Source organism: Winogradskyella echinorum, assembly GCF_014297365.1.
Lineage (GTDB): Bacteria > Bacteroidota > Bacteroidia > Flavobacteriales > Flavobacteriaceae > Winogradskyella > Winogradskyella echinorum.
Genome location: NZ_JACOQD010000001.1, coordinates 346,549 through 363,185, shown reverse-complemented (window position 1 = coordinate 363,185; position 16,637 = coordinate 346,549). Strand labels below are relative to the sequence as shown.

General features: G+C 31.8%; 19 protein-coding genes. 7 read left to right on the top strand and 12 right to left on the bottom strand.

All coding sequences use genetic code 11. The annotated features are described in order from the left end of the window. Positions 1-24 precede the first annotated feature (24 nt). Positions 25-483, bottom strand: a complete 459-nt coding sequence (locus H8K90_RS01615) for a GAF domain-containing protein (protein WP_186844193.1) — start codon at positions 481-483, stop codon at positions 25-27. A 92-nt stretch (positions 484-575) separates the two neighbouring features. Here H8K90_RS01615 and xrtF point away from each other — a divergent pair, with 92 nt between their 5' ends. The 6 genes from xrtF (at position 576) to H8K90_RS01585 (ending at position 5,939) form a co-directional block, all read left to right on the top strand. Then, positions 576-1,127 (top strand): exosortase family protein XrtF, encoded by a 552-nt coding sequence (xrtF, locus tag H8K90_RS01610; RefSeq protein ID WP_186844192.1) that lies wholly within the window; start codon positions 576-578, stop codon positions 1,125-1,127. Next, a complete protein-coding gene (locus H8K90_RS01605; RefSeq protein WP_186844191.1) occupies positions 1,120-1,548 on the top strand; it encodes an exosortase F system-associated membrane protein in 429 nt (142 codons plus the stop codon). The genes xrtF and H8K90_RS01605 overlap by 8 nt, the downstream gene beginning before the upstream one ends. Before the next feature lie 50 nt (positions 1,549-1,598). After that, entirely contained in the window at positions 1,599-2,012 is a 414-nt protein-coding gene (locus tag H8K90_RS01600) for an HYC_CC_PP family protein (RefSeq protein WP_186844190.1), read from the top strand. A 76-nt stretch (positions 2,013-2,088) separates the two neighbouring features. Continuing rightward, a complete protein-coding gene (locus tag H8K90_RS01595) occupies positions 2,089-4,326 on the top strand; it encodes a TonB-dependent receptor (RefSeq protein WP_186844189.1) in 2,238 nt (745 codons plus the stop codon). A gap of 66 nt (positions 4,327-4,392) precedes the next feature. After that, on the top strand, positions 4,393-4,767 hold the full coding sequence (locus H8K90_RS01590) for a heavy-metal-associated domain-containing protein (protein ID WP_186844188.1): 375 nt from the start codon (positions 4,393-4,395) through the stop codon (positions 4,765-4,767). Between the two features lie 62 nt (positions 4,768-4,829). After that, entirely contained in the window at positions 4,830-5,939 is a 1,110-nt protein-coding gene (locus tag H8K90_RS01585) for a hypothetical protein (RefSeq protein ID WP_186844187.1), read from the top strand. A gap of 2 nt (positions 5,940-5,941) precedes the next feature. Here the strand turns inward: H8K90_RS01585 and H8K90_RS01580 are convergent, their stop codons facing one another. The 11 genes from H8K90_RS01580 to miaB form a co-directional block, all read right to left on the bottom strand. Then, positions 5,942-6,577: a DUF6090 family protein gene (locus H8K90_RS01580; RefSeq protein ID WP_186844186.1), complete on the bottom strand. Its 636-nt coding sequence runs from the start codon at positions 6,575-6,577 to the stop codon at positions 5,942-5,944. Positions 6,578-6,597: 20 nt separating this feature from the next. After that, on the bottom strand, positions 6,598-7,257 hold the full coding sequence (locus H8K90_RS01575; RefSeq protein WP_186844185.1) for a DUF6090 family protein: 660 nt from the start codon (positions 7,255-7,257) through the stop codon (positions 6,598-6,600). 467 nt (positions 7,258-7,724) lie between these two features. Beyond that, entirely contained in the window at positions 7,725-9,356 is a 1,632-nt protein-coding gene (gene groL, locus H8K90_RS01570) for a chaperonin GroEL (RefSeq protein ID WP_186844184.1), read from the bottom strand. 127 nt (positions 9,357-9,483) lie between these two features. Then, positions 9,484-9,759, bottom strand: a complete 276-nt coding sequence (locus H8K90_RS01565) for a co-chaperone GroES (protein ID WP_008270698.1) — start codon at positions 9,757-9,759, stop codon at positions 9,484-9,486. 168 nt (positions 9,760-9,927) lie between these two features. Continuing rightward, positions 9,928-10,272, bottom strand: a complete 345-nt coding sequence (gene secG, locus H8K90_RS01560) for a preprotein translocase subunit SecG (RefSeq protein ID WP_186844183.1) — start codon at positions 10,270-10,272, stop codon at positions 9,928-9,930. A gap of 1 nt (position 10,273) precedes the next feature. Further along, positions 10,274-11,206, bottom strand: a complete 933-nt coding sequence (locus H8K90_RS01555) for a hypothetical protein (RefSeq protein ID WP_186844182.1) — start codon at positions 11,204-11,206, stop codon at positions 10,274-10,276. A gap of 2 nt (positions 11,207-11,208) precedes the next feature. Then, a complete protein-coding gene (locus H8K90_RS01550) occupies positions 11,209-11,712 on the bottom strand; it encodes an LptE family protein (RefSeq protein WP_186844181.1) in 504 nt (167 codons plus the stop codon). Next, positions 11,713-11,910 (bottom strand): hypothetical protein, encoded by a 198-nt coding sequence (locus tag H8K90_RS01545; protein ID WP_186844180.1) that lies wholly within the window; start codon positions 11,908-11,910, stop codon positions 11,713-11,715. It lies immediately after the preceding gene. A 17-nt stretch (positions 11,911-11,927) separates the two neighbouring features. Beyond that, positions 11,928-13,193 carry a sigma-54 interaction domain-containing protein gene (locus H8K90_RS01540; RefSeq protein WP_186844179.1) on the bottom strand — a complete coding sequence of 422 codons (1,266 nt, stop codon included), beginning with the start codon at positions 13,191-13,193 and terminating at the stop codon, positions 11,928-11,930. Positions 13,194-13,217: 24 nt separating this feature from the next. Then, positions 13,218-14,153 (bottom strand): hypothetical protein, encoded by a 936-nt coding sequence (locus H8K90_RS01535; protein WP_186844178.1) that lies wholly within the window; start codon positions 14,151-14,153, stop codon positions 13,218-13,220. Between the two features lie 2 nt (positions 14,154-14,155). Further along, entirely contained in the window at positions 14,156-15,604 is a 1,449-nt protein-coding gene (gene miaB / locus H8K90_RS01530; RefSeq protein ID WP_186844177.1) for a tRNA (N6-isopentenyl adenosine(37)-C2)-methylthiotransferase MiaB, read from the bottom strand. Between the two features lie 144 nt (positions 15,605-15,748). Between miaB and H8K90_RS01525 the strand changes: the two genes are divergently transcribed. Then, entirely contained in the window at positions 15,749-16,615 is an 867-nt protein-coding gene (locus tag H8K90_RS01525; protein WP_186844176.1) for a hypothetical protein, read from the top strand. The last annotated feature ends 22 nt before the right edge of the window (positions 16,616-16,637 follow it).

Genomic DNA, 16,637 nt, shown 5'->3' with positions numbered 1-16,637 from the left:
CGTTTAGTACGTTAATTGAGAATTCTAATTTAAGATATTTGCAACCTCCTTGCATACAAATTCCAAAAATCGTTCATCAGCCTCAGTAAAAGGATCTGGAGTATTTGAATCTATATCTATTTGCCCTTTATTTTCTCCGTTAACAAAAATAGGTATTACTATTTCTGCCTTAACCGTAATACTGCAAGCAATGTAATTGTCTTGAGCTGCAACATCTGGTACTACAAAATTTTCATTACTAACGGCAACTTGCCCGCAGATACCTTTTCCGAAAGGAATAATAGTATGGTCAGTTGGCTCCCCAATAAAAGGGCCTAATTTTAACTCGTTTTTATCTCCGTTTTTAAAATAAAATCCAACCCAATTGTAGTAGTCTATGTTTGTTTCAAGGATTTCGCAAATCTTTAATAACCGCTCATCCACAGTGAGATTACTTTGAGAAACAATAGATTTAATATGTGGTTTTAATTCTAGTAAGGTCATATGTGTAAAACTTTTGGCAAAAGTATTTTAAAATGTGTAAATATAAACTACTGTTTTTATAAATTTAACATCAAACTAACATAGTCTTTTATTTGAAATCGCTTTTCGAAAAATATAAATTAGTAATTAAGTTTATAGTTACATTTTTAGCTGTATATACTGTATTATCTATAGGCTATAATATTTACTTAAGTCTGTCTGATGGGTCTAAATTCTACCCAGACTATGTGACTAATCTTGTCGCAAAACAGACTAATACTTTACTAAACAGTGTAGGGTACGAAGCAAGTGTGGTTCAGCATCCTAACGAACCTTCTATGAAAATTAACATCAATGGTAAGTTTGTAGCAAGGGTTATTCAAGGTTGCAATGCGGTTAGTATAATAATTCTGTTTTTATCCTTTATTATTGCTTTTTCAGGTAAGTTTAAAACGACTTTGTTTTATTGTTTTGCTGGTAGTATTATTATTTATGCTTTTAATTTAATTCGTATTGTAATATTGTCTATTGGTTTGTACCACTATCCATGGAGACGAGAACTGCTTCATAACATTATTTTTCCAATGCTCATTTATGGCACTGTGTTTTTACTTTGGATGGTTTGGGTAAATCGTTTTTCAAAATCTGTAAAATCAAATGCCTAAGTTAACGCGATACATATTAGCATTTTTATTACTACTAGTATTAGTGGCTATTCGTGGTTTTGAGGATCTACTCTTTTATGATCCTTATTTAACTTTTTTTGAAAATGATTATTTATATATGGATAATCCTAGACGTGAAGTTGCTAAATTGGTTTTATATACAAGTTTTAGATACTTGCTTAATACATTAGCTTCGTTAGGAATCATTTACCTCATATTCAACGATAAGATTATGGTAAAGTTTTCTCTTGTTATTTATGGAATTGCTTTTGTGTTACTCCTAATTCCGTTTCTTTATTTTGTAATAAATCCAAAGCAAGAAGATTATTATTTGTTTTTCAATATTAGAAGATTTTTAATACAGCCAATACTCTTAATTTTATTATTGCCAGCCTTTTACTACTATAAGCTTAATCGTTAAGAATATTATAATTAGAGTATTGCTTTTTAATTATTTTGTAACTTCGCAGCGTGAAATTTTCATATACACATAAAATCTTTTCTGTTACGCTATCGTTTTTGGTGTTGTTTTCAACATTATCATTAACTATAGAAAAACATTTTTGTGGAGATAAGTTAATGGACGTAGCCATATTTACTGAATCAGAAAAATGTGCTATGGAAGCTTTTGAAATAGAGCAGGCGAAAATTACTAAACAATCGTGCTGTAAAGACGAAATAGATGTTATTGAAGGCTTAAGTCAATTAACAACAAATTCATTTGAAGATTTAGACGACTTACAAAAGCAAGTTCTAACTGCTTTTAGTTTTTCTTATTTAAATCTTTTTGAAGCTTTACCAAACTTAATAATTCCGCATAAGGATTATGCACCTCCCATACTCATCAAGGATATTCATGTCCTAGATGAAACTTACCTCATTTGATTTAGTTATAGCTTTTTATCGAATAAAAAAGTGAGCACATTATTTGTGCTTTAAGTTATACCTACAAATCAAACAAATGAAAAAATATTTAATACTATATTTTATGTTTTTGTCGCTCATTATTTCTGCGCAAGAACAATTAACTGGTATTGTTTTAGAAACAAGTAGTTCTAAAGAAATGCCTTTGCCTGGAGCTAATGTATATTGGCTAGGTTCTTCAGTTGGAGCAATTACTGGAGAAGACGGTACATTTTCCCTACCATATAAATTCTCATATAATCAATTAGTAATTAGTTATGTTGGCTTTAAAACGGATACCTTAACAGTTACTGAAAACAAATATATTAGGCATGTATTACTAGCTTCAGATGAGTTAGATGCTGTTACAGTTGTATCTAGAAAACAAGCTACAGCAAAATCGTATTTAAAAGCTACTAACACATTATTTGTAAGTAGCGATGAATTATTAAAAGCTGCTTGTTGTAACCTCTCAGAGAGTTTTGAAACCAATCCATCTATTGATGTTAATTTTGCTGATGCGGTTTCGGGAACAAGGCAAATAAAAATGTTAGGTTTAAAATCGCCATACATTCTTATAGCTACAGAAAATATTCCTGCCATTAGAGGTGCGTCTCAAGCTTATGGATTGAGTTTTATTCCGGGAACTTGGGTAGAGAGTATTCAAATTACTAAAGGGACAGGAAGTGTTGTTAATGGTTTTGAAAGCATTGCTGGCCAAATAAATGCAGAGTTGGTAAAACCAACTACAGACGATAAGTTGTTTGTAAATCTTTACGGAGCATCTAGTGAGCGTTTAGAGTTAAATACACATTTTAATACCAAAGTATCTGATAAGTGGAGTACAGGTTTGTATTTACATGGTAACACTCACCAACAAGAGCACGATGTTAATGATGATGGGTTTTTAGACATGCCATTGTATAATCAAATTAATGTGATGAACCGTTGGCAATATACCAATCCAGAAAAAGGAGTGGTTAGTTTTATCAATCTTCGTTACTTAAACGATGAAAAACAAGCCGGACAACTAGATTTTGATCCAGAAAGAGATAAAGGGACGACCAATTTTTGGGGAAGTGAAATTAATACAGAGCGTTTTGAAGTGACTACTAAATTAGGCTATGTAAATCCAGAAATTCCATATCAAAGTATAGGGTTTCAAACGAGTTTTAGTCATCATGAGCAAGATTCTTATTTTGGTTTAAATCTTTATGATATTCAGCATAATAGTTTTTATTCTAACTTGGTGTATAATAGCATTATTTCAGATTCTAGACATAAAGTAAAAACAGGATTAAGCTTTACTTACGATCATTATGATGAGCTAGTAAATGAAGATACTTACGAGCGCACCGAAAATTCTGTTGGTGGCTTTTTTGAATATTCTTACGACGATTTAGATAAGCTAACTATGACGGCAGGTGTTAGAGTAGATCAGCACAATAGGCTTGGCTTTTTTGTGACTCCTCGTTTGCATTTACGTTATTCTCCTTGGGAAAAATCCGCTTTTAGAGCATCTGTTGGCAGAGGAAAGCGAAGTGCCAATATTTTTGCAGAAAACCAAAACATGTTTGCAAGTTCTAGGCAGATAAACATCTTAAATTCTGGCGGTAAAATATATGGTTTAGATCCAGAAATTGCATGGAATTATGGTGTAAGTTATTTACAAGGCTTCAATTTATTTGATAGAAAAGCTGATATCACTTTAGATTTTTATAGAACCGATTTTCAGAATCAAGTAGTTGTAGATTGGGAAAATCCGACTGAAATTAATTTTTATAATCTTGAAGGTGATAGCTACGCTAATAGCTTTCAATTTGAATTTAACTATAATGCCTTTGAAGGTTTTGATATAAGAACAGCATATAAGTATTATGATGTTAAAACGGATTATAATTCAGGTAAACTAGAAAAACCATTGGTACCACAACATCGCTTGTTTGCTAATGCATCTTATGAAACGCACCAAAAAGATAATGGTGATCAATGGAAGTTTGATGCTACCTATAATTGGTTAGATTCTCAACGTTTTCCTAGTACAGAATTAAGTGCAGAAGAATTTCAAGTAGATGCGTATTCGCCAACTATTGCAACCTTAAACTTACAAGTGACTAAAGTGTTTTCTCCAAAATTTGAAGTATATTTAGGAGGAGAAAATGTGACTAATGTAAGGCAAAGTAAGCCGATTGTAAGTGCAGATAATCCATTTGGTTCAAATTTTGATAGTAACTTTGTGTATGGCCCAATTTTTGGAAGTATGTACTATGCAGGATTACGATATAGAATAAAATAATAATTGAAACTATAAAATTAGATTCTGAAATAGGTTCAGAATCTCAAAAAATAAAAATTAAACAAAATGAAACAAGTAATTTTAATTTTCGCATTATTAGCAGGTACTGTAACATTTGCTCAAAACAAAAATGCAAAAGCTTCAATGGAAGTAGATGGTGTATGTGGTATGTGTAAAGAGCGTATTGAAAAAGCAGCTATTAGAACTAAAGGTGTAAAATCTGCTGTTTGGAATGTCGACACGCACGAGCTAAAACTCATCTTTGATGAGCGCAAAACGGATTTAAAAACAATCTCTGCAAAAATAGCTTCAGTTGGTCATGACACCAAAGAAATTAAAGCTACAGACGAAGCCTACAATTCAGTACATCCATGTTGCAAGTACCGTGATAAAGAAGTTCAGAAAGATCATGAAAAAGAAAAAGGAGACGGAAACGAATAATAAAAATAGTTAAAGCCTGAACTTGTGTTCGGGCTTTTATATTAAGTCTATATACCTTAATTATGAAAAGTTCATTCTTTCTAGTTTTAATATTTGTTTTTCATTTCACTTTTCTTAGTTGTAATAAAACTGATGATAGCCCAAAATCAATAAATACTGATATTTCTGTTACATCATTTTCTAATACAATTACTTGGATTGATGCCGATGATTTATTGCAAAAATTACAAACCGTACTAACTTATAATTATGGTGCTGCATTAGAAAATGAAACTCAAAAAGAATTAAATTTTAATGCAGATACGACACAAGTAGATGCATCAATAGATTTTAAATTTGAGTATCGGAATGATTATAATGACACAAATCCATCTAATAATTCAGTAAGTATAACTCTCGTTAAAGATGTGGAAAATCCTATTACAGAAGGTGTTGAGTTAAAAGCAGATGGTCCAGGAGATACTTATGCTTTAATCACTTCGGTATTCGCACCAGGTTATAATCCTATTGAAGTGCCAGATTGTAATCATACTGAGTTTGGTGATCATATTGATGAGGTTTTTGATAACGATTTAAACACACATGTTTTCCAATTTTATATTCATACAACGCCAGATAATGATCGCTGTATTAATTTTGATAGACAACGCAACGAAATAAAAACTTATGGTCAATCGCCAGATAATTTATTAGGAGTAGAAAACGAAACGGTAGTTTACAAATGGAAATTTAAGTTAAAACAAGGATTTCAGTCTTCTCCAAACTTTACCCATTTACATCAATTAAAATCTGTTGGAGGATCGTTGGCAAGTATGCCAATTTATACTTTAACTACAAGAAAAGGTACGCCAGATAAATTAGAATTACGTTATGCCGAAACTGATAATCAGAACACAGTAGCTCAAACAGATTTAGGGCCATTTATTAACACTTGGTTAGAAGTCACAGAAATAATTAAATATGGTACAGAAGGTACTTATCAAATTGAAATAAAGCAGGTAAGTAATAACGAAATTTTATTTCAATATTCTAATCAGTCAATAATCAACTGGAGGCCAGAAGCTGAATATGTTAGACCTAAATGGGGAATTTACAGAAGTCTGAATAATGCGCAAGATCTAAGAGATGAAGAAGTCTTATTTGCTGATTTTAGTATCACTGAGATTGATTAAACTTATAGTATCTTCAAAATACTATCACAGCTTTTAATACCGAGCTCTGTAGCTTCTTTTTTTATTATGAAAGATCCACGTATGGCTTGCATCATATTTTTTAACAGTTTTTCGTCCTTAAATGGAGATTTACCTTGGCGCATTAAATCATAATCTGTGTTGTAAATAAAGTAATTACCCAAGTAATCTTTGTTGATTGTTTCTTGGCGTTCATACGCCTTAGATATAGTCTTGTATTTAGAGTAATGCTTTTCTATAGTCTTTTTTAATTCAAAATTATCAATCAGTTTTAAGTCTCCAGAATTAACTAACGCTTGATATGTAAAATCTTTTGGCGTAAAATTGGTAAGTTGAGCAATATTATATAAACCACGAAGTTTTACATGCTTTTCTGGGTCGTTAGAATTGAGTAGAGGTATTAAATTGGTGCTCAGTTCTATCTGTTGGTTTATTTGTATAAGATTGCTTTCTAGATCAGCTTTGTCTTCTTCAATATCTTGTTTTAAGTTAGTGAGATACTGCTTTTTTTGAGTTTCATTTTTAGAGTCATCTGCACATTTATTCATACTAAATGCTAAAGAAATACCAATAATTACAATTAATATTTCGCCAAAAGCATATGTGAGTTTCTTTTTCATTTTTAGTATTGGTTGTAATATCAATAATAATCTAATGCAGTGTCAATTTCTTTAATAAGCGTGTCACAACTTTCAGCCACAAGTTTAGAGGTAGCTTTTTTATCATCAAAAGTGGTCAAAAGGGCTCTAACAATATTTTTCAATTTAATTTCATTTAAAAATGGTGCTTTACCATTTTGAATTTGGTCATAATCTGCATGATTCACTAAATAGTTGCCTAAATAATCTTTTATTAAACTTGTATGCCTCATATATACCTCTGATAATTCTTCATAGTTAGTGTAGTGTTGTTGAATGGCTGTTTTAAGTTTAAAATCATCAATCAGTTTTAAATCACCAGAATTGATTAAGGTTTTATAAGTAATATTTTTAGGACTAAAGTTTTCATATTTTATGATAGCAAAAATGTTATTCATTAATCGCATATCCTGATCTTTTTCAGAATTCAATACAGGTATAATCTCCGAACAGATTTTTATTTTATTATCAATGGCTTCTATATTTTTTAAAAGCTGAACTTGGTCTGCTTCCACATCACTTTTTAAGTTAGTGAGGTATTCTTTTCTTAGTTTATTATCCTTTAAATTATCAGCACATTTATTCATGCTAAAGGCAATTGTAATACCTATGATAACTATGATAATTTCTCTTAAAGTGTATTTCCAAGTTGTTTTTGCCATTGATGAATTAATTAGAGTTCTAAAGCTAAGAATTTTATTTATATAATAAGTGAACTCCTTTATATTTACCTTTTTGTAAAAATAATGGGTTTATATTTTAGTTAAATTTTAGCCAATAAAAGTATCACAGATATGCTTTATGATATACCTTTATTATGTTCTTTTAAAATAATAGAAATTATGGGACAAACAAAGTCAAAAAGTGCGTCTAAATCGCCTAAGTCAATGGCGAAAAAGACTCCACAGGCTTCTCCAAAGAAGAAGTAATTTGTGGTAGGTTTATTTAGTATAAACCTCTTATTTAGGTAAAAAGATTAGAAAACCACCTCCAAAAGAGGTGGTTTTATATTTTAAAAAATAGATAAACAAAAAGCCCTTGATTTTTATCAAAGGCTTTTCAATTTTATAAAATTTTCCTCACTACTATTATCAGCAACAGTGAGTTTTTTGACTTAATGTGCTACGGACTACATCATGCCTGGCATTCCGCCTCCACCCATTGGTGGCATAGCAGGAGCATCTTCTTTAATATCTACTAAAGCACACTCAGTTGTTAAGATCATACCAGCTACAGAAGCGGCATTTTCTAAAGCAATACGAGTAACTTTCTTAGGGTCGATGATACCAGCTTTTAGCATATCTACATAAGTTTCAGATTTAGCATCGTAACCGAAGTCTTTTTTGCCTTCTAATACTTTGTTTATAACCACAGAACCTTCACCACCAGCATTTTCTACGATAGTACGTAATGGAGCTTCAATGGCTTTGTTAACAATCTGTACACCAGTAGTTTCGTCTAAGTTATCCGTTGTAATTTTTTCTAAAGTCTTTTTAGCTCTCACTAAGGCAACTCCACCACCTGCAACGATACCTTCTTCTACAGCGGCACGTGTAGCATGTAAAGCATCATCAACACGGTCTTTCTTTTCTTTCATTTCTACTTCAGAAGCAGCACCAACATATAATACAGCAACACCACCAGCTAATTTAGCTAAACGTTCTTGTAGCTTTTCTTTGTCATAATCTGAAGTGGTCGTTTCAATCTGAGCCTTAATTTGGTTAACTCGTGCTTTAATATCTGCAGCCTTTCCGCTACCATTTACAATAGTTGTGTTGTCTTTATCTATTGTTACTGTTTCAGCAGTACCTAGCATAGTTAAGTCGGCATTTTCAAGAGAGAAACCTCTTTCTTCAGAAATTACAACACCACCAGTTAAGATTGCGATGTCTTCTAACATAGCTTTACGTCTATCACCAAAACCTGGAGCTTTAACCGCTGCAATTTTAAGTCCACCACGTAATTTGTTTACCACTAATGTTGCTAGAGCTTGTCCTTCAACATCCTCGGCAATAATTAATAATGGACGACCAGATTGAGCAACAGGCTCTAATATTGGAAGGATCTCTTGTAAATTAGAAATTTTCTTGTCGAATAATAAAATGTATGGATTTTCTAAATCTGCAATCATTTTATCTGCATCTGTTACAAAGTATGGTGATAAATATCCTCTGTCGAATTGCATACCTTCTACAACATCAACGTATGTGTCCATTCCTTTTGCTTCTTCTACAGTGATTACACCTTCTTTACCAACTTTACCAAAAGCAGTAGCGATTAAATCACCAATAGTATCATCATTGTTTGCAGAAATCGCTGCAACTTGTTTAATCTTGTCAGAATCGCTACCTACTTTTTTAGACTGTTTGTCTAAATCGTTAACAATAGATTCAACGGCTTTATCTATACCACGTTTTAAATCCATTGGATTTGCACCAGCAGCAACATTTTTAAGGCCTTCTTTTACAATTGCCTGTGCTAATACGGTTGCAGTGGTTGTACCATCACCAGCTAAATCGTTAGTTTTAGAAGCGACTTCTTTTACCATTTGTGCTCCCATGTTTTCTAATTCGTTCTCTAACTCAATTTCTTTAGCTACAGACACACCGTCTTTAGTTACTTGCGGTGCTCCAAATGATTTACCAATAATTACATTACGACCTTTTGGGCCTAATGTTACTTTTACTGCGTTTGCTAAAGCATCTACACCACGTTTTAGCCCGTCGCGTGCTTCAATATCGAATTTTATATCTTTTGCCATAATGAAAAATTTTATTTAAAATTTTTAAAACTCAAAACTCAAATACTAAATTCCAAAGAGGGAATCTAGTTATTGTCGTTTAAGTATTTTGGAATTTGTTTTTTGTTTTTTTAGAATTTGCAATTATTTAAATAATTGCAAGGATGTCACTCTCGCGCATCATTAAATAGTCTTTTCCTTCTAGTTTAAGTTCTGTGCCACCATACTTTCCGTAAAGTACAGTATCACCAACTTTTACAGTTAAAGGTTCATCTTTTTTTCCGTTGCCAATAGCAACAACAGTTCCCTTTTGCGGTTTTTCCTTGGCGTTGTCTGGAATAATAATACCTGAAGCTGTAGTTGTTTCAGCTTCCATTGGTTCTACTAGAACACGATCTGCTAAAGGTTTAATGTTTAAGCCCATTTTTTGTATGTTTTTTAGTTGTTTAAATTATAATTTACGCTTTAGCGTAGTTCGAAAATTATGCCAAGTATTAGCGACTGACAAACTTACAGATTTATCTGTAGAAAAAGATGAGTATAAAAAAACCAGCTAATTTAGCTGGTTTCATATTTTGTATAAAGTTAAAAATTAACTTCCGATAGTGTCGATTGGAGTTGCCGAATTGTCGGTTGATGGTGTTGCAGCTGGCATTGAAGTTGACTCTTCAGTATCTAAAGCTTTAGATTCGGCAGAACCACCAGAATCAATTGTTAAGTTAGATGCCAAAATTAACAGAATTAATGCCGTTGCTAAAAACCATGTGCTTTTATCTAAAAAGTCTCCTGTTTTCTTTACTCCTCCTAATTGTTGTGTACCACCTCCGCCAAAAGATGATGATAAACCTCCTCCTTTAGGATTCTGTACCATAATTACTACAACAAGTAAAAAGGCTACGATTACGATTAGGATTAAAAATATTGTAAATGGATTCATTTTATATAGTGTTATTTTCTTTTAATTCTTCTACCAATTTTATTTGGTCTGCAAAGAAACTACTTTTTTCTGGATATTTCAAACTTAAAATTTTGTAAGATTGAATTGCTTTATCGTAGTTTTTTTGCTCTAAATAAATACGTGCCAAGGTTTCTGTCATTAAGCTGTCAGAAACAGCATCATCATTATTAACAAGCTTAGGTTTTGGTGCTTTATCAGAGATGGGTTTTATCTTTGGGTTTTCTTTTATAAACTTATCTATAATTGCAAATTTATCTTCTAAATTTGATTTTGAAGAGCTTTGAGTTTCAATTTCTACTTCGGTTTTATGTTGAGCTTCGTCTCGTACAATAGGTTTAAAGCTCGTAATTTTTAGCCATTCTGTAAAGGAATGACTTTCAGATTTATCAAACTCTAAGGGTTTTCCTATTTTAAGTTTCTTCTCTGGTGTAATGTTTTTAACATCAACAGCAATTATAGAATCTTCAATTTTTGGTTCTTTAGATTCCATTTTAGGCATTGGTTTAGCCTTAAATAGATTAGGGTCTAAAACACCTTCGGTTGCTTTAATATGTTCTTTTAAAGCATCATCAATAGTAACGCTCCTGTCAATAGAAATGTCATCTATAGCAAAAACTTCAATAGATTTTATAGCTTCAGAGTTTTGTTTAATCTGCTGAGAAACTTCATTCTGATTAAAAACATCTGAAGTAATATAATCGAATAAAACACTGCGATCTGCCGTATGGGCAGCAGTGATTTTTAAAGCATTATTGTATTTGTAACTATCTTTTAATTTAAGTCCTTTAAGATATAGGGCTCTTAAAGGTTGAAAGTAAGGATATTCATTTATTGCAGACGATAATTTGTCAGCTTGCGATGCTGTAATGGCTTCTGGATGTTGTAATAAATATGTAAGTTCTTGAAGCTGCATAACTACCAATCTGCTAAAGAAGCATTTAAAATATCTTGTGTTATACGATCAAAAATTTCTTCGTGAGCGGTATCTTTTATACTGCCTACAAGTTGATCGTTGGCAGGATAATCATAAAAGAAAGAGAAAGGTTTTTCAAAATCCTTCTCTTCATCTTTTGTGTTAAAATAGCGCACATTGATACGAATTGTCAATCGGTTTTGAGCTGCTGTGTTTTCTGCAGTCGCTGTCATAGGTGCAATTCTGTATTCAACTATTTCTCCTTCATAAATAACTTCTCCACCAGTAGTTACCAACTGCGCACTTGTTTGATTTAGAATTAGATCTTGTAATGCATTTCTAAAATCAATATCTAAACCAGGTTCAATTAAATCGGCATTATTGGGGAAAAAATTAACCTGAAATGTATCTGGTGTTTCAGTAATACCTGTAAACGAATAATTGACTTTACAACCAATTGTCGTAATGCAAATAATAAGTAATATGAGATATTTTAAAATTTTCATTTAATATGTATTTGGACGCTTCATGGTAATAAAAGCATAAATATAGCCTGCGTTATCTGCAACATCAAAATCTACATTAATTAGGCGGTAACCTTTATAATGTTTTTCGTTTATCATATCCTCAGCTTCTTGTCGTATAGCATCGGAACTATTTCTAGTAAACGACTTACGAATCATAAATATTTCTACAGCTTTCATAAATTTGACTTAAAATTCTAAAGATCGAATTGCTTTATTTTTCTATACAATGTACGTTCACTGATACCAAGCTCTGCAGCAGCTAATTTACGTTTACCGTTATGGCGCTCCAAAGATTTTTTAATCAATTCTAATTCCTTATCATGTAAAGATAAGGTTTCTTCCTCTTCAATTTCTTCAGCAAAGTGATATTTGTCTTCAACATCTGAAATAATAGATTCGTTAACTTCTGTATGTTCTGGTATGGATAAAACCTCTAAGTTTTCAACGGTGTCATCAAACTCATTACTTTTATCTTCACCATATATTTTCTGAATTAAATGCTCATTATCTTTTTGGACATCAGAGACGCTACCATTTTTCATAAGTTCCATGGTGAGTTTCTTTAAATCATTAAGATCACTTTTCATATCGAACAAAACTTTATAAAGTATCTCGCGTTCACTGCTAAAATCACTTTCGGTTTTAGTTTTGTTAACTACAGCAGGTAAATTATTTCCTGTATTTGGGAGGTAATTTTGAAGTGTTACACCATTTATAGTTCTTGTTTGTTCTAAAACCGATATTTGCTCCGCTACATTTCGTAATTGACGAATGTTTCCATTCCAACGATATTTTAAAAGTAAATTAACAGCATCGTCTGTTAGCTTTACTGTTGGCATTTTATATTTTAGAGCAAAGTCACTCGCAAATTTTCTAAACAGTAAATGAATATCTTCTTTACGTTCTCTAAGTGCTGGGAGATTAATATCTATAGTGCTTAAACGATAGTATAAGTCTTCTCTAAATTTTTCTTTTTTAATAGCTTCGAACATATTTACGTTGGTCGCAGCAACAATTCTTACATTGGTTTTTTGAACCTTACTAGAACCTACTTTAATAAATTCACCATTTTCTAAAACACGTAATAAGCGCACTTGAGTAGTTAATGGTAATTCACCAACTTCATCTAAAAATATGGTTCCTCCATCTGCAACTTCAAAATATCCAGAACGTGTAGATGTAGCACCTGTAAATGCACCTTTTTCATGGCCAAATAATTCACTGTCTATGGTGCCCTCTGGTATAGCTCCACAGTTTACTGCAATATATTTACCGTGTTTTCTGTGTGAGAGTTGATGTATTATTTTAGGAATACTCTCTTTACCAACACCAGATTCACCTGTAACCAATACCGAAATATCAGTTGGCGCAACTTGTATGGCTTTTTCTATGGCACGATTAAGTTTAGGATCATTTCCTATAATACCGAAGCGTTGTTTTATGGCTTGAATGGATTCCATTTATTGGTGATTCTAGTTTAAAGCTTAGTAATAGGTTAGTGTTCTATAATAATTTTGAAGAACTTCAGGCTCTCCTTGTGTATTATCGATAGACCATGTCTCTATAATATTTGTTGGGTAATCAAACTCATTATATTGATATTCAAAAGTTTTTGAAAAAGTTACATTACTAGAATTGATTGACGTCATTGATAATACGTTATTTTTTCCCGTAAAAACAGGCTCACTGTAGCTTCCTTTTCCAAGAGTGTGTGTGATAATTATATAGTTTGTTCCTGATAAACTTCTAAGAGGATTTTTTTTATTATCATAGGTGTATTCTTTAGTAGAGTTAAAATAATTCCCGTCTGTTTGTAATTGGTATTCGTTAAATAAAATCAAGTTACCATTGGGATCGTATTGATATGTTTGTTTAAAAAAGGGAGTAGAATTATTGTTTCCATAATCATCGAAGCTTTCTCTTTCCAACAGTACTTCGTGTGTTTGGTCAGAAAAGATATAATTAGTTCTTCTTATTCTCATTTCATCTTCTGGCTCATAGTAATATTCATTACTTGTATACATGATGTTATCAATGTAAAATAGGTCTACTTCATAAGACTGCAGGCCATATACCTGATAGCCAATGAGCTTGTTGTTTTGATAATTGTACTTGTTATATGATTGATGGTGACCATCAGAAGATCTAATACTATCTAAGATGTGGTTTCCATTATAATAAAAATTATACCAAGACAATATTGTAACTTCGCTAGAATATGAAATAGGTTGCCCTAATTCATTAAAGTTCTCAGTTCTATTCTCATAAAAGGGTTCATTATTTAAACCAAACCCTTCATAAATATAGTCTATTTGTTTTAAGATTAACTCTTGAGTTTCTGGGTTATCATTGTCAACAGATTCATTTTTACATGCAACTACCAAAACAGAAAAAACTAAAAGAAAAAACAATTGCTTCATAATTAATTATTTTTTGAATATCCCAAAGGTTCACCAATTAAAGTCGTCTTTGTTACTCTTGTAATTTTTACGTTTACAAATTCACCAACTTTATAATTTTCTTTAGGGAACACGCACAATAGATTTTGACTATTTCTTCCTGACCAGTCTTGGTCTCCTTTTCTTGCTTCTTTTTCAATTAAAACTTCTACTGTTTTACCAATAAAAGATTTTGTTTTTTCAAAACTGTGCTCTAATTGCAAGTCTATAACTTCTTGTAAGCGACGCTTTTTTACATCTAAAGGAATATCATCTTCCATTTTACGTTCTGCAAGTGTACCTGGTCTTTCAGAATAAGCGAACATATACCCAAAGGCATATTTTACATATTTCATAAGGCTCAACGTATCTTGATGATCTTCTTCAGTTTCTGTTGGAAAACCAGTTATCATATCTTGACTAATAGTACATTCTGGAAGAATACGCTTTATATCATCAATCAATTGCATATACTCTTCTCTAGTATGTTGACGATTCATTTCTTTTAAAATTCTATTACTTCCACTTTGTACAGGTAAATGAATATAATTACAAATGTTTTCGTATTTGGCCATCGTTTTTACAACGTCTAAAGTCATATCCTGTGGATTTGATGTAGAAAAACGAATACGCATTTTTGGTTGCGCTAAGGCACATAATTCTAATAGCTTTGCAAAATTAATTGCAGTTGCTTTTTGCATGTCACTAGCCTTGTCAAAGTCTTTTTTAAGTCCTCCACCATACCATAAATAACTATCTACATTTTGACCAAGTAAAGTGATTTCCTTATAGCCTTTAGACCATAAATCATTTACTTCTTCTAAAATACTTTGTGGATCTCTACTACGTTCTCTTCCTCTAGTAAAAGGGACTACACAAAACGTACACATATTATCGCAACCTCGTGTAATAGATACAAAAGCAGTTACTCCGTTAGTGTTTAAACGTACCGGAGAAATATCGCCATAGGTTTCTTCTTTAGACAAGATAACGTTAATTGCATCTCTACCATCATCAACTTCTGCAAGCAGATTAGGGATATCTTTATAAGCATCTGGCCCAACAACAAGGTCTACTATTTTCTCTTCTTCTAAAAACTTGCTTTTTAAGCGTTCTGCCATACAACCTAAAACACCAACCTTCATGTTTGGGTTTACTTTCTTTTTTACTTTGTTGTATTTCTCTAAGCGTTTTCTAACAGTTTGTTCGGCTTTATCTCTAATAGAACAGGTGTTCACTAAAACCAGATCCGCTTCTTCTAGATTTTGAGTTGTGTTAAAACCTTGATCAGAAAGTATTGACGCAACAATTTCGCTATCACTAAAATTCATGGCACAGCCATAACTTTCAATAAAAAGCTTTCGTTGATTACCTTCTTTTTTATTTAATACTAGGGTTTCCCCTTGTTTATTTTCGTCTATTATTTTTTCCATCGGTTGTATTGAATACTTCAAATCTCAATAAGCATGCAAAGATAGTATTATTTTAGAAATTATGACAAAGTGGCAGTTCTATATTTATTTGAATATCTGCTTAAAATAGGTTTAATTTGAAAAACTAACCAACAATACATTAAAATGACCGTATTAGAAATTAAGCGCAGAATAGATAACGCTAAGGCTATAGATTTTGGAACCATATTTAATGACTCTGTAGAATTATTTAAAAAAGTTTGGGTGCAAGGATTAGTAACTTTATTGCTAAACATGGTTTTGGCAATACCTGTTGTAATACTTATTTATATACCTTTAATTTTTCTTGGTTTTTTAGATTTGTATGCTTCAAGCACTAACGATGCTTATAGTGGTGATTACGCTACATCCGGTGTTGGCCCTTTTATGATTGTCGTTATGATAGTACTTTACTTTTTGGCTATTGCGGCTATAAGCACAATTGGGGTTGCATTAAGAGCAGCATTATACAGAATTTGTAAATTAAAGGATTTAGAACAAATGGGTAAAGAAGATTATTTTTATTTCTTTAAAAAGCCTTATTTAATTAAATCTATTAAACTTGGTTTAACAATAGTAGGTCTCTCTGTTGCAGCGGCTATGTTTTATCTAGTTATATTTTTTTATTTGATTCTTGGTGGTACTGACTCTTTTGTGAGCTTTCCATTAATGCTTTTATCATTTTTACCACTCATATATATTGCAATACCATTGATTTATGTTGTTGTGATTTATGCGTTTAATCCTGATAAATCTATTTCTGAAATTATTAAATTAGGTTTCAGCCTCGGAAAGAAAAAATGGCTCATTACATTCGGCCTTCTATTTGTTTCTAGTTTGTTGGCAGGTATTGTAGGTTTAATAATGTGTGGTGTTGGAGTGTATGTAACAGCTTCCTTCAGTAATTTGCCATCATATTTTATCTATAAAGATGTTGTAGGGTTTGACAATGAGGACGAAACTAGGCAAATTGAAGAAAATGTAACCTTTTAACGCAACCTTTTAAAATTTTTAC

Excerpts from the sequence above, each read along its gene's own strand:
- H8K90_RS01555 (WP_186844182.1), bottom strand. The coding sequence starts at position 11,206 with ATGCAGCTTCAAGAACTTACATATTTATTACAACATCCAGAAGCCATT.
- H8K90_RS01615 (WP_186844193.1), bottom strand. The coding sequence starts at position 483 with ATGACCTTACTAGAATTAAAACCACATATTAAATCTATTGTTTCTCAA.
- H8K90_RS01565 (WP_008270698.1), bottom strand. The coding sequence starts at position 9,759 with ATGGGCTTAAACATTAAACCTTTAGCAGATCGTGTTCTAGTAGAACCA.
- H8K90_RS01535 (WP_186844178.1), bottom strand. The coding sequence starts at position 14,153 with ATGAAGCAATTGTTTTTTCTTTTAGTTTTTTCTGTTTTGGTAGTTGCA.
- H8K90_RS01545 (WP_186844180.1), bottom strand. The coding sequence starts at position 11,910 with ATGAAAGCTGTAGAAATATTTATGATTCGTAAGTCGTTTACTAGAAAT.
- H8K90_RS01575 (WP_186844185.1), bottom strand. The coding sequence starts at position 7,257 with ATGGCAAAAACAACTTGGAAATACACTTTAAGAGAAATTATCATAGTT.
- H8K90_RS01595 (WP_186844189.1), top strand. The coding sequence starts at position 2,089 with ATGAAAAAATATTTAATACTATATTTTATGTTTTTGTCGCTCATTATT.
- H8K90_RS01540 (WP_186844179.1), bottom strand. The coding sequence starts at position 13,193 with ATGGAATCCATTCAAGCCATAAAACAACGCTTCGGTATTATAGGAAAT.
- H8K90_RS01605 (WP_186844191.1), top strand. The coding sequence starts at position 1,120 with ATGCCTAAGTTAACGCGATACATATTAGCATTTTTATTACTACTAGTA.
- H8K90_RS01550 (WP_186844181.1), bottom strand. The coding sequence starts at position 11,712 with ATGAAAATTTTAAAATATCTCATATTACTTATTATTTGCATTACGACA.
- groL (WP_186844184.1), bottom strand. The coding sequence starts at position 9,356 with ATGGCAAAAGATATAAAATTCGATATTGAAGCACGCGACGGGCTAAAA.
- H8K90_RS01580 (WP_186844186.1), bottom strand. The coding sequence starts at position 6,577 with ATGAAAAAGAAACTCACATATGCTTTTGGCGAAATATTAATTGTAATT.
- secG (WP_186844183.1), bottom strand. The coding sequence starts at position 10,272 with ATGAATCCATTTACAATATTTTTAATCCTAATCGTAATCGTAGCCTTT.
- H8K90_RS01590 (WP_186844188.1), top strand. The coding sequence starts at position 4,393 with ATGAAACAAGTAATTTTAATTTTCGCATTATTAGCAGGTACTGTAACA.
- miaB (WP_186844177.1), bottom strand. The coding sequence starts at position 15,604 with ATGGAAAAAATAATAGACGAAAATAAACAAGGGGAAACCCTAGTATTA.
- H8K90_RS01525 (WP_186844176.1), top strand. The coding sequence starts at position 15,749 with ATGACCGTATTAGAAATTAAGCGCAGAATAGATAACGCTAAGGCTATA.
- H8K90_RS01585 (WP_186844187.1), top strand. The coding sequence starts at position 4,830 with ATGAAAAGTTCATTCTTTCTAGTTTTAATATTTGTTTTTCATTTCACT.